The organism is Streptococcus sp. 21.1 (assembly GCF_016648635.1).
Lineage (GTDB): Bacteria > Bacillota > Bacilli > Lactobacillales > Streptococcaceae > Streptococcus.
On the sequence record NZ_JACLQL010000001.1, the window covers coordinates 117,919 to 130,768 of the forward strand.

At 39.6% G+C, this 12,850-nt stretch carries 13 protein-coding genes, 3 tRNA genes and 1 other RNA gene; 3 read left to right on the forward strand and 14 right to left on the reverse strand.

Going from position 1 to position 12,850, the window contains the following annotated elements; genetic code table 11:
- Positions 1-81 precede the first annotated feature (81 nt).
- From H7U01_RS00630 to argF, 4 genes are all read right to left on the reverse strand, one after another.
- Positions 82-816, reverse strand: coding sequence for an amino acid ABC transporter ATP-binding protein (locus H7U01_RS00630; RefSeq protein WP_002886191.1), 735 nt, complete (start codon positions 814-816; stop codon positions 82-84).
- The gene (locus H7U01_RS00635) at positions 816-1,496 is read right to left on the reverse strand and encodes an amino acid ABC transporter permease (protein ID WP_002886081.1); all 681 of its coding nucleotides are present in this window, start codon (positions 1,494-1,496) and stop codon (positions 816-818) included. The genes H7U01_RS00630 and H7U01_RS00635 overlap by 1 nt, the downstream gene beginning before the upstream one ends.
- Before the next feature lie 313 nt (positions 1,497-1,809).
- Entirely contained in the window at positions 1,810-2,040 is a 231-nt protein-coding gene (locus tag H7U01_RS00640) for a DUF1797 family protein (RefSeq protein ID WP_002885970.1), read from the reverse strand.
- Between the two features lie 68 nt (positions 2,041-2,108).
- The gene (gene argF / locus H7U01_RS00645) at positions 2,109-3,089 is read right to left on the reverse strand and encodes an ornithine carbamoyltransferase (protein ID WP_201040889.1); all 981 of its coding nucleotides are present in this window, start codon (positions 3,087-3,089) and stop codon (positions 2,109-2,111) included.
- Between the two features lie 242 nt (positions 3,090-3,331).
- Between argF and H7U01_RS00650 the strand changes: the two genes are divergently transcribed.
- The 3 genes from H7U01_RS00650 (at position 3,332) to H7U01_RS00660 (ending at position 6,515) form a co-directional block, all read left to right on the forward strand.
- Positions 3,332-5,602: an ATP-dependent Clp protease ATP-binding subunit gene (locus H7U01_RS00650; RefSeq protein ID WP_037620401.1), complete on the forward strand. Its 2,271-nt coding sequence runs from the start codon at positions 3,332-3,334 to the stop codon at positions 5,600-5,602.
- Between the two features lie 142 nt (positions 5,603-5,744).
- Positions 5,745-6,203, forward strand: a complete 459-nt coding sequence (locus H7U01_RS00655; RefSeq protein ID WP_002885978.1) for an NUDIX hydrolase — start codon at positions 5,745-5,747, stop codon at positions 6,201-6,203.
- A 9-nt stretch (positions 6,204-6,212) separates the two neighbouring features.
- Complete coding sequence (locus H7U01_RS00660) at positions 6,213-6,515, forward strand: DUF1827 family protein (protein ID WP_002885967.1); 303 nt, start codon at positions 6,213-6,215, stop codon at positions 6,513-6,515.
- A 45-nt stretch (positions 6,516-6,560) separates the two neighbouring features.
- On the opposite strand, the gene H7U01_RS00665 is transcribed toward H7U01_RS00660, so the two are convergent.
- The 10 genes from H7U01_RS00665 to H7U01_RS00710 all read right to left on the reverse strand — a co-directional run bounded on the left by H7U01_RS00665 (position 6,561) and on the right by H7U01_RS00710 (position 12,841).
- The gene (locus tag H7U01_RS00665) at positions 6,561-7,523 is read right to left on the reverse strand and encodes a Gfo/Idh/MocA family protein (RefSeq protein ID WP_021144497.1); all 963 of its coding nucleotides are present in this window, start codon (positions 7,521-7,523) and stop codon (positions 6,561-6,563) included.
- Positions 7,524-7,620: 97 nt separating this feature from the next.
- Positions 7,621-8,856 (reverse strand): aminoacyltransferase, encoded by a 1,236-nt coding sequence (locus tag H7U01_RS00670; protein WP_080611478.1) that lies wholly within the window; start codon positions 8,854-8,856, stop codon positions 7,621-7,623.
- Positions 8,834-9,517, reverse strand: a complete 684-nt coding sequence (locus H7U01_RS00675; protein ID WP_073686444.1) for a TVP38/TMEM64 family protein — start codon at positions 9,515-9,517, stop codon at positions 8,834-8,836. The genes H7U01_RS00670 and H7U01_RS00675 overlap by 23 nt, the downstream gene beginning before the upstream one ends.
- Positions 9,518-9,599: 82 nt before the next feature.
- Entirely contained in the window at positions 9,600-10,220 is a 621-nt protein-coding gene (locus tag H7U01_RS00680; protein ID WP_073687519.1) for a DUF3862 domain-containing protein, read from the reverse strand.
- 45 nt (positions 10,221-10,265) lie between these two features.
- Positions 10,266-10,615, reverse strand: a transfer-messenger RNA (tmRNA) gene (gene ssrA, locus H7U01_RS00685).
- 251 nt (positions 10,616-10,866) lie between these two features.
- Positions 10,867-10,938: transfer RNA gene (locus tag H7U01_RS00690), tRNA-Arg, on the reverse strand.
- A gap of 68 nt (positions 10,939-11,006) precedes the next feature.
- Complete coding sequence (gene rpsA, locus H7U01_RS00695) at positions 11,007-12,209, reverse strand: 30S ribosomal protein S1 (protein WP_201040891.1); 1,203 nt, start codon at positions 12,207-12,209, stop codon at positions 11,007-11,009.
- A 120-nt stretch (positions 12,210-12,329) separates the two neighbouring features.
- A tRNA-Gln gene (locus H7U01_RS00700) sits at positions 12,330-12,401 on the reverse strand.
- Between the two features lie 68 nt (positions 12,402-12,469).
- A tRNA-Tyr gene (locus H7U01_RS00705) sits at positions 12,470-12,550 on the reverse strand.
- 60 nt (positions 12,551-12,610) lie between these two features.
- The gene (locus H7U01_RS00710) at positions 12,611-12,841 is read right to left on the reverse strand and encodes a DUF2969 domain-containing protein (RefSeq protein ID WP_002950172.1); all 231 of its coding nucleotides are present in this window, start codon (positions 12,839-12,841) and stop codon (positions 12,611-12,613) included.
- Positions 12,842-12,850 lie beyond the last annotated feature (9 nt).

A 12,850-nucleotide genomic window follows, 5' to 3' on the forward strand; every position in this document is an offset into this window, starting at 1 on the left:
TCTAGAAAAGCAGAACACAAAAAGAAAAGGCCGGAAAAGTTCCAGCCTTCACAAACAACGTATACATACTTAATGAATATCTTACAAAACCTTACTCAAGAAATCCTTGGTACGATCTTCCTTAGTATTGTCGAAGATCTCTTGTGGTGTGCCTTCTTCAACAATGACACCGCCATCCATAAAGATGACACGATCTGCCACTTCATAAGCAAAGCCCATTTCGTGGGTAACAATTGCCATTGTCATCCCTGATTTAGCAAGGTCCTGCATAACTGCAAGAACTTCACCAACCATTTCTGGGTCAAGGGCTGATGTTGGTTCGTCAAACAAGAGAACATCTGGATCCATAGCCAAACCACGTGCGATAGCAATACGTTGTTGTTGACCACCTGATAGACTTGTTGGGTAGGCATCTGCCTTATCTTTCAAGCCAACCTTTTCTAAAAGTTCCATGGCTTTTGCTTCTGCATCAGCTTTAGAAACACCTTTAGTCTTAATTGGTGACAAGGTGATATTTTCTTTAACTGTCATATTAGGGAAGAGGTTAAACTGTTGGAAAACCATTCCCATCTTCTCACGCATTTTGAAAATGTCGTTATTTTTATCTGTAATATCCACACCTTCAAAGGAAATAACACCTTTTGTAGGTTTCTCAAGCAAGTTCATTGAGCGTAGGAAGGTTGATTTCCCTGATCCTGAAGGACCGATGATAACCACTACTTCACCCTTTTTAATATCTAGATCAATCCCTTTGAGAACTTCGTTCTTACCAAAATACTTGTGAAGATTTTTAATCTCAATAATTGTTTCTGCCATTATTTACGTCCCTCCCCAAGTCGTTTTTCCATTTGTTTCAAGAGTGCCGTCATAGCTGTTGTCACAATCAAATAATAGAAGGCTGCGAACAAGAGCGGCGTCAAGGTCAAGTAGGTTGTTGTTGCAACAGTTTGTGCACCATTCCACAATTCCATAACCCCGATGGTTTGCAAGAGCGAACTATCCTTGATAATAGTAACAAACTCGTTACCCAAGGCAGGCAAGATATTTTTAATGGCTTGAGGCAAGACCACATAACGCATGGTATTCCATGGACGGATACCAAGTGAGTAGGCAGCTTCAACCTGACCTTTAGGAATAGACTCGATACCTGCACGCACACTCTCAGAAATATAAGCACCACTGTTCAAAGAAAGGACGATAATACCTGGAACGATACGTGACAAATCAAGATTCAAAATACCAAACTGCACAGTTGGAAGGTTCATGTGGATAAGGTTAAAAGCAATCATAATCTGCACAACCATAGGAGTCCCACGGAAAACCCAAACATAAAGGCTTACCAACCACTCCAAAGGTTTGATTCCAGAACGTTTGGCCAAGGATACCAAAACCCCAAGAATGGTTCCGAAGAAGACCACGCAGACCGAAATCATAATTGTTACTAAGACACCATAGTTAAAGTAAGACCAAAACTGTGGTAGAAATGAAAAATTCATCTAGATACTCCTTACTAATATTCTTCAATATTATATCAGAAGACTGTATAATAATAAAGTATTTTCTTATAAATGCGATATTTCAGTATAAAAACTAAGTTATAGACCTAGCTAGCAAAACTCTTAAGCAATACACCTCATGTATTTCCAAGATGACACCACGCCAAAAGCTTTGCCAAGAATTTGAAGTACTGCCTGTTTTGACAAGTCATACAAGCATCACCCCATGCTTTCATCCTGATAAAAATGCCTGAAACTATCGAGTTTCAGGCATTCTGATTTTTGAAACCTTGTAAAGTTCCAAAATAATTTATTAGTAAAGCAAATCGTAGATTTCCATTGCAATCAAGTCAATGCTATCAAATGAATAAGATTCACGTGCTTCAACGTCACGCAATGTGAAAACTGGACCATTTTCAGGATCGTTGCTAAATGATACCTCGGCAACAACCACTCCTTCACGTTCGAAATTACGTTTCAAATTACCACCATCAGCCGCCATCATTTCAAGACGGTTAATGATTCTCACCAAATGTGATTCCATGTTATTTCTCCTATTAATTGTGTATTTCTTACTTATTTTATCACACTTATGGGAAAAATGGGGGAATTTTAAATATTTTTCAAGGAATTGTACATAATAGCCTTGATAGAATGCATACGATTCTCAGCTTCTTGGAAGATGATATCACTGTATTTTTGGAAGACTTGATCAGTGATTTCTAACTCTGCCAAACCATATTTGTCATAGATTTCTTGCCCAATTTGGGTATTAAGATCATGAAAGGCTGGGAGACAATGCATAACGATGACATCTGGATTTTCCGTCTTGGCAAGTAGGCCTTCATTAATTTGATAAGGCAGGAGTAAATCAATACGAGATTTAAAGTCTACTTCTTCACCCATAGATACCCAGACATCTGTATAAAGCATATCCACTCCCTTAACCTCTGAAATATCATCTGTAATGGTTAAATCGGCACCATTATTATGTTTCTGAGCTAGAGCTACAATTTCATCTTCGGGTTGCAGCACCTCTGGGGCAATAATCTTAACATTAACCCCTAAAATAGCCGAAGTGACCAAAAGTGAGTTGGCCATATTATTTCTACCATCTCCAATATAGGCAATAGTCAAGCCTTCCAAACTACCAAAACGCTCCTTCAAAGTCATGAAATCCGCAATCATTTGCGTTGGATGCCAGGTATCCGTCAAACCATTCCAGACCGGAACTCCTGAGTACTTAGCCAAATCCTCGACATCTTCTTGCTTAAACCCACGGTATTCGATTCCATCAAACATAGAACCAAGCACCTTGGCTGTATCAACTACAGATTCCTTTTTACCTAACTGAATGTCTCCAGCACCAAGGTAGGTCACATTCATACCTAGGTCCTGACCAGCCACTGTAAAAGCTGAGCGAGTTCTTGTGGATGTTTTTTCAAAAATCAAGGCAATATTTAAGCCATCTAAATATTTATGCGGAATTCTCTCCTTCTTTAACTGTTTAAATTTTATAGATAAATCGATCAACTCCTCAAGTTCCTGCTTGGTAAAGTCGATTTCTTTCAAAAATGATTTAGCTTGTGTCATAGGTATCTCTCTTTCGTTCTGAATAATATAAAAACATTATATAATATTTATACATTTTAGACAAGCGTTTTTGAATTAAAATTCAACGTTAGCACTCTTGTTAAGAGAGTGCCAAACCTAGATGCTTTTTACTTGCAATCTACCTTCCGCATGCTATAATGGAGTCATAGATTTGACCTTTTTTGACCAAGATTGTTTTCAATAAAGGTCTTTCCCAATTCAGATAGAAAAGAGGTACTGATATGCTCTGTCAAAACTGTAACCTTAATGAAGCTAGTATTCATTTGTATACCAATGTAAACGGTAATCAGCAACAAGTTGACCTCTGTCAAAATTGTTATAAAATCATGAAATCTGACCCAGAGAACCCCCTCAATCAATTCAATCAAACAGGAGGTTCCAACTTCTTCGATGATTTCTTCAGCGACCTAAATAACTTCCGTTCTTCTAACGGCGATCTTCCCAATACACCTCCAACACAAGAAGGTGGTAACCGAGGAAACGGTGGCAATACACAAGGGCCAGGCCGTCCAGGAGGACCACGCCAACAAGCTCCTCAACAGCCACAAGGTCTTCTTGAAGAGTTCGGCATTAACATCACTGACATCGCTCGTCGTGGAGACATTGATCCTGTTATTGGTCGTGACGAGGAAATCATTCGTGTCATCGAAATTCTTAACCGCCGTACCAAGAACAACCCCGTCCTCATCGGTGAACCCGGTGTCGGTAAGACTGCTGTTGTTGAAGGCCTAGCTCAAAAAATCGTTGACGGTAGCGTGCCACAAAAACTCCAAGGCAAACAAGTCATCCGTCTTGATGTGGTCAGCCTGGTTCAAGGGACTGGTATTCGTGGCCAATTTGAAGAACGCATGCAAAAACTCATGGAAGAAATTCGTCAACGTCAGGATGTTATCCTATTTATTGATGAAATCCATGAAATCGTAGGAGCTGGTAATGCTGGTGATGGCAATATGGATGCTGGAAACATCCTAAAACCTGCTCTTGCTCGTGGAGAACTTCAACTGGTCGGAGCAACAACACTCAACGAATACCGCATCATCGAAAAAGATGCCGCCCTAGAGCGTCGTATGCAACCAGTTAAGGTTGACGAACCAACGGTTGAGGAAACTATCACTATTTTGCGTGGTATTCAACCTAAATATCAGGACTACCACCACGTCAAATATACAGACGAAGCTATTACTGCAGCTGCAGAATTGTCCAACCGCTACATTCAAGACCGTTTCTTGCCAGACAAGGCCATCGACCTTCTCGATGAAGCAGGTTCTAAGATGAACTTGACCCTCAACTTTGTTGATCCTAAAGATATCGACAAACGTTTGATTGAGGCTGAAAACCTCAAGGCTCAAGCTACTCGTGACGAAGACTTTGAAAAAGCTGCCTATTTCCGTGATCAAATTGCCAAATACAAGGAAATGCAAAAACAAACCATCAAAGACCAAGATATGCCTGTCATCACAGAAAAACATATCGAAGCCATTGTGGAACAAAAAACCAATATTCCTGTCGGTGATTTGAAAGAAAAAGAACAATCACAACTTCTTAGTCTTGCTGATGATCTTAAATCACATGTTATCGGACAAGATGCCGCAGTTGATAAGATTGCCAAAGCCATCCGTCGTAATCGTGTTGGATTGGGTGCACCAAATCGCCCAATTGGTAGCTTCCTCTTCGTAGGTCCTACAGGAGTCGGTAAAACTGAACTCTCTAAACAATTAGCTATTGAACTCTTTGGTTCAGCTGACAGTATGATTCGTTTCGACATGTCAGAATACATGGAAAAACACGCCGTTGCCAAATTAGTCGGTGCCCCTCCAGGATATGTCGGTTACGACGAAGCTGGTCAGTTAACTGAAAAAGTCCGCCGTAATCCTTATTCACTCATTCTTCTAGATGAGGTTGAAAAAGCTCACCCAGACGTTCTTCACATGTTCCTCCAAGTTCTTGACGACGGTCGCTTGACTGATGGTCAAGGGCGAACTGTAAGTTTCAAGGATACCATCATCATCATGACTTCAAATGCTGGTACAGGTAAAGTAGAAGCTAGCGTTGGCTTTGGAGCTGCCCGTGAAAATCGTACCAATTCTGTGCTTAACCAGCTTGGAGATTTCTTCAGCCCTGAATTCATGAACCGTTTTGACGGTATTATCGAATTCTCTGCCCTTAGCAAGGAAAATCTCCTCACTATCGTGGACCTCATGCTTGATAATGTCAACCAACGCTTGGCTAATAACGGTATCCACCTCAGTGTAACTGAGAAAGTTAAGGAAAAATTGGTTGACCTTGGTTACGATCCTAAGATGGGTGCTCGACCACTACGTCGTACCATCCAAGATCATATTGAAGACGCTATTACTGACTTCTACCTTGAAAATCCAAACGAAAAAGATCTCAAGGCAGTCATGACTTCAAAAGGCCACATCACCATTAAGTCTGCTAAAAAAGCCGAAAAAACTGCTCAGAAAGCTGAGACAGCAAAAGAAACTGATTAAATAAAGAAACCAAGTCGCAATGGCTTGGTTTCTTTATCTTTTCATTTCCTATTTTCAAATTTATCCCTAATTCTGCCTAAATCAATAGGAAAATGAGCAAAATTTTAGTATAATATAGGCAAATAAACGTAAGGAGCAACTCATGAATCCAACATTTGGTGACAAGGTTGAGGGAGCTCATTATCAAACACGTTACGGTGTTTATGCTGTGATTCCTAACCAAGAAAAGACAAAGATTATTTTAGTCCAGGCTCCTAACGGAGCTTGGTTTCTCCCAGGTGGAGAGATCGAAGCAGGCGAGGATCACTATAGCGCATTAGAACGCGAGTTAATTGAAGAACTTGGGTTTACAGCCACTTTAGGCCAGTACTATGGCCAGGCTGATGAATACTTCTATTCAAGCCACCGTGACACTTACTATTACAATCCAGCCTATATTTATGAAGTTGTAGATTTTTCAAAAATTGGCAAACCTCTCGAAGATTTCAATAACCTGGCCTGGTTTCCAATTGACGAAGCCATTGCTAAACTTAAACGTGGCAGTCATAAATGGGGAATCGAACAATGGAAAGAAACTAACACAACAACTGGCAAATCCTAGGAGGAAACTATGAAACTCATTAATACGACCCGTACACACCAAGAACTTGTTCAAAACCAACTTGACAACACGGATGCCTTTCTCGTAGAGACCTACTCTGCTGGGAATACTGATGTTGTCTTTACACAAGCACCTAAGCATTATGAACTCTTGATTTCAAATAAACACCGTGCTGTTAAAGACAATGAATTAGAAGTTATCCGTGAATTCTTCCTCAAACGAAAAATCGACAAGGATATCGTTTTGATGGACAAACTCAGAACAGTACACACTGACAAATTGATTGAGATCTCATTCCCAACAACTGTATAAGACAAAACAAGCAATGGCTAATACCACTGCTTGTTTTTTTGTATGTTACAAAGCTTTCGAAGCTTGATCCAGAACTTCCATAACCTGACGACTATGTTCCAACTGCTTGGCAACACTGTCAAAATCCTTGGTCGCCACCATCTTTTCAAAAGCCACAAATTCATCATGCATACGATGTTGTAGACTATTGAGATTGACGACTCTCTCTTTCTGACCATTGAGGGTGACGCCAATCTCAGGGAGAGTGTTGGTTGCACCAAAAATGGTAATAGCTCCCTTATCTCCTTGAATAGTTGAACGAATCTCGGCACTACAGTCTTTAGCTCCAATGGCAACAGCCTTAAAGTGACCATAGTCCAAAACTAGAATTCCTGACGTATCCACTCCTCGCTCCACATTAGGTAGATATTCCACACGATTAGGCTTACCAAAGAGACCAACCAGGAGATGGATATTATAGATATTAAGATCTCTAAGTGCTCCCCCACCCATTTCAGGGTTGAAGGCAGGAGCAATCTCTCCTCGCTTAAAGGCATCGTAACGTGAAGAATATTGAGAATAATTGATATTCACAATCTTAATATCTCCAATATCAGACAAGGCTTCCTTAATCGCTGTAAAATTAGCCAAATATTGATTGGTAATAGCCTCCATCAAGAGAAGCTCTTTTTCTTGCGCAAGCTTAGCCAGCTCTTCAAACTCTTCCAAATGTAAGGTGAAAGGTTTCTCACAAATAACATGCTTGCCGGCCAAAAGTGCTTTCTTAGCATAATCATAGTGGGTATGGTTGGGCGTTCCCACATAAATCGTATCAACTTCTGGATTGGACAAAATCTCCTCATAATCACTAGTCGCCTGAGCCAAACCATATTGCTTAGCTAAAGCTTTAGCTTTGTCAAGTGATCGTGGTGTCGACATGATAGCTTTAAGCTCAATTCCTTCAATAGTAGTTAACACAGGAAGAACCTCTGTCACAATCATTCCTGTACCCAATAGTGCAAGTTTCATCAACTTACCTCCTTAATTTCTAATCTCTCTTTACAATGGTCCAAGCCCATATAGAGACTTATAATGAAAGAGGACTCAAATCGAAGTCCTCTAAAATTTAAGAACGTCCAAGCAGTTTCTTAACTCCTTGAATCGCTTTGTATTTAAGCGGTTGTGGATAATAGCGGAAGGTTCCCATCTTGCGAACAATGTAACCATTAAAGTTTTGTTTAAATCGCAAAACTCCATCTGAACCATCAAAAATCCCCATAATCCCAAGGAAATTATAGAAAGTAATACCACGTTTGATAGCTTGTGTCATCACATACTCTTGCAAGAGCGCTGGCGCATAAAACTTATTAAACTCAGGATAAGATCCACTAAAGAGATAAACAGCTTCTTGAGGGGTATAGACGAAAAGACTTCCAGCCAGAACAATGTCTTCCTGACCATACTTATCGATAAAGGCAGTTGCCTCTCCCTTACGAACATCAAAAGTCTCAAACTGACTTGATAGTTCTCTCAATTGGTTTTGCTTTTTCTCAGACTTTGGATTAGCCTCTAAATCAGCCTGGAGTTTAACAATTCTAGCCCCCAATTTAGCTTGATCACTTTCCAAATGGTCATAGTAATCTTGAAAATTCAGGGTAGCAACCATAAAATCAGCATTGTCACCAAAAGCATCATAAAAGTCTTGATAATAATCCAACGATTTATCACTATACTCACGACGATCAGAGGTCGCTGAAGTGATTTCTTTAAAAATGGATAACTCATCACGTTTCAGTTTTTTTAATTTAATCCCGAACGTTTTGGCTTTTTTAACCAGAGGTTTTCCCTTTTTACTAAAAGATTTGATGAGATCTTTTTCTTCAATCCCTGATAAATCCTTCACATAGTGCCAGTCAGGTTCACCACCAGGATAGCCTGTCTGTAAACCATCAAAGCTATAGCCTAAATCAGTCAACTGACTAATCAATTGCTTCTGCTCATCACTAGTTGGTTCACCATTACTATCAAAAGTTTGATAAGTATCATAAGGTTTGATTAATAGTTCAAGAGAACCATTTTCCTTAGCATAATCCTTCAAACCTTGGTAAAAGTCGCTTAGATGAGCTGTATTTGAGTGAATCGGTCCACAATTCACCTCCATACGAAGCCCACCAGTCATAGGCATGCTGTAGACAATTGCTGAGACTTCTAGCTGGTCTCCTTCTTTCCAAGCGACATAGCTAATGCTAAATCCACGTTTTTCAAGAAGCTTAGCCATTTCCTCAGTTTGCATAAAAGAACGCTCAGACACTTGTTGAGCATGTGTGTTAAATTCTTCTTTAGTTACTTGAATGAAGCTCATTTTTTTCCTTCCTAAAATGGATAAAGTAAATGACGAGTGAGATAAAAAGCAAGATGGCAAGTACTGCCACTAATGGCATTCGGATTGGACGGATATTAAGCAACAAATCTCCACTAACTGCATAAACAATCGATACTGGCGTCACTCCAATAAGTATCGCCAAAATCCTCGTCCTTGTGGGTAAATTCATTTGAACACAAGCATAATTGACCAGAGCTGATGGTATAAATGGAATAGAGAAGGCCAGTGAAATCCCAATAAAGCGATGCTTAAAGTTCTCAATATAGTTTAGAAGTTTCTCCATGCGTTTGGACTTCTCTGGCTTTTCAAGTCTTCTCAGAATTTCAAAACTAGTCAAATTCCCAAAAGTATTACCAATAATATTCATCGGAATCGCAAGCAAAGGGCCATAGAGTAGCCCAACAAAAATACAAAAAATAGAACTTGAAACTCCAGGAATAGCCGATGACAGAATCATGAGACTAAGAAGGATCAGTGCATTTTGGAAATTAGCCTGCTTAAAAACTTCTCTTAAAAAGGCTTGATCATGCTTAGCGTTGGTCCATTCCTTGATTAAGGGGATGAAGTTATTTAAAAGAGGCCATAAGAATACCAGTATTAAACCGGCTATCCCTATAAAAAATAGTCTTTTTTTGGTCATTACATCTCCATAATTTTAATCGCTCCTTTTATTATAACAAAAAAATGCCTTCATTGATTTAGAAAGGCATCTTTTACTGCGATTACTTATTAATCAAATTTGCTTGTGACTTGTTTTCCAAGGCACCATTTTTAAAGTTAAGGGTAAGGCTACCTGTTTCACCCTTCTTAGCAACAAGGTTCGAAGACCAAAGCGCTTGTGTCATTGTTGCATCTGAAGAGACTGCAATCGAATAAACATCAGGTGTACCAAGCGTTTTGACAGCATCGTCATAGCTAGTTCCATTTTTGAGATTTTCGTACATCTTCAGTGTGATTTTAGGATCACGGACGTAAGAAAAGTTTGAAATTGACTTAACGACAGTACTATTGTTAAAGAGTTTCGCAGTAACCACAACATTGTCATACTGCCAATTATAAACATCAAGCTTAGCATCTCCTGCCTGCTCCTGACCAGTTGATGAGGGCTCACCAAACCAGCCCTTCAAGCTATCAAGATTTGAGCCTCCTGAGAATTCTTGAGAAGCATTTGCCATGGTGATTTTATCAAAGTTCTGGCGAACATTCCCATGCTTAACAGTTAAAATCTTTGAAGCCTCATTATCCATAGACCCCTTCGTCTCAGTCTTAGACGAAGATTTTCCACAAGCAGCTAGAGTAAAAAGTGAGAGACCTAAAACGGTCAAAGACAAAAGTTTTTTCATAATAAATTCCTATATACACAAATAAAAGGCTGACGCCTCAAGTATTTATGGAGCCGGTGGGAGTCGAACCCACGTCCAAACACCTGCCAACATATTCGTCTACAACCATAGGTTATGTCTTTCATTTAACAGATAGACGACACATAACTCAAGCCTTCTATCTGCGAGCCTATAAATCTCTTTTCAACCAGTTAGGCAATGGTCAAACGTAGCTTATAAATCAATAAAACCTCTAAACAAACATAAGCAATCTGCTAGAAGTCACGCGAGCAGGTGTTTAGGCTGCTACAGCGTAAGAATTAGTATTTTTTGCAGTTATATTTAACTGAGCGTTTACGTCGCCACACGAGTCGCAGAATATGCCTCATAATGCCTGTCGAATCCGTAACGACCCCAATATGAGATACTGAGTATTATATCAAATTCTTTAATAAATTGCAAAAGATTAGCCAAACTGTCTCCCCCAATAAATCCACTATAGAGACGCTAATACAGTAGTCAACTTTGATTTTAGGATAAGCTAGTAGCCATTCATCTGTATGTTTGCCTTTTTCCTTTCAACACTAAAAGATTTTTTGGAATACTTTCACTAAAACTTAGCAACTAAAAAACGTTGAGCGAACAAATCTTTCAACGTTTTTCTTTTTGCACCCTAAGGGAATCGAACCCCTATCTCAAGAACCGGAATCTTACGTGATATCCATTACACTAAGGGTGCTAACAGTATACTATTATAGCATACTCTAAAATATAAAAAAAGACATGTTTCCATGTCTCATTATTATCTTACAATTCGATATCTCCGAAAAGATCCGCCATTGAGAATCCAGATTGAGTTTCTGGAAGTTCGTAGTCACGTTTTTCTTGACGTTTTGGACGACGTGGACGTGATTGACGTTTTTCGTTGTTTTCGCCTTCAGCGTTAGCTGGACGTTCTTCAAGAGCTTTGATAGAAAGTGATACACGTTCTGCATCAGCGTTTACTTCAAGAACTTTAACAGTAACGTCTTGACCTACTGAAAGAACATCTTTTGGATTTTCAACACGTTTGTGTGAAATTTGTGAGATGTGAACAAGTCCATCGATTCCTGGTAATACTTCAACGAAAGCACCAAAGTCAGTCAAACGTTTAACTTTACCTTCGATTACATCACCAGCAGCAAGTTTTTGTTCAACGCCATCCCATGGTCCAGGTGTTGTTGCTTTAAGTGAAAGTGAAACACGTCCTGCTTCTTCGTCGATAGCAAGAACTTTAACTTCAACTTCATCACCAACAGATACAACTGATTTAGGTGAAACGTTACGTTCGTGAGACAATTCAGTCACGTGAACAAGTCCGTCAACACCACCAAGGTCGATGAAAGCACCGAAGCTTGTCAAACGAGCAACTTTACCAGTTACTACTGAACCAACTTCAAGTTTAGAGAAGACTTCTTTACGAGCTTCTGCAGCTTCTGCTTCAACCACTTCACGACGTGAAAGGATGAAACGATTTTCAGCTGGATCAACTTCTTTAATTTTAGCGTCAAATTCTTGACCTACGAATTGTTCAGTGTTACGAACAAAACGAGTATCAATCATTGAAGCTGGAATAAATCCACGGAGTCCTTCAAATTCAACTGAAAGACCACCTTTAACAGCACGTGTTCCTTTAACAGTAACAACTTCTTCTTCACGACCAACAAGTTTATCCCAAGCTTTGCGAGCTTCCAAGCGTTTTTTAGATACAAGGTAAGTTACAGTATCAGTATCTTTACCAACAACTTGACGAAGAACAAGCACTTCAAGTGTTTCACCAACTTTAACAAGGTCTGCAACGTTTGCGTCACGGTCGTTTGTCAATTCACGACGTGTCAAAACACCTTCGATACCAGTTCCTTCGATAACAACATTTGCTTGATCATTATCTACTGAGATAACTTCAGCTGTTACAACGTCACCTGTGTTAACTTCGCTAACACTGTTTAGCAATTCTTCAAATTCGTTCATTCTAAAAAAATCCTCCAACAAGAGCCAGCCAATTCTGACCCTTGATAACAATATATTTTTCAAGGTACCCGCAAAGACAATTATTAACATAGACGGTGCCAATGCACCCGATACCTTTGACTGGGGTAGCTGGATTCGAACCAACGCATGAGGGAGTCAAAGTCCCTTGCCTTACCGCTTGGCTATACCCCAATAGCAAAATGCTATAAAAAAACATCTAAGCACTTGATATCGAATATTCCGATTCAGTTTCTTAGACATGGAGAGAGAGGGATTCGAACCCCCGAACCCGAAGGAGCGGATTTACAGTCCGCCGCGTTTAGCCTCTTCGCTATCTCTCCTTAAGAACAAGAAATAGTATAACACAGTTTCTTGACCAAAGCAAGCCTTTACTTTGGATTTTAATGATTAAGATTGTAGGCTTCGATAATGGCAGCTATTGCATCATCCATTTTCTTGTGGAAACCTGCTACGTTTTCTTTATCAACAACGGCAAACTTCCCATCGATTTCTACAATTTGTCCGATGACTTTCTTACCAACAAGAAGCTCAAAACCTTCAATGGTTGCTTTGTTTACAATGACTTTGGCATCTTTGATTTGGATTTCAATTTTTTTATCTTTTTTACTCATAGATTTATA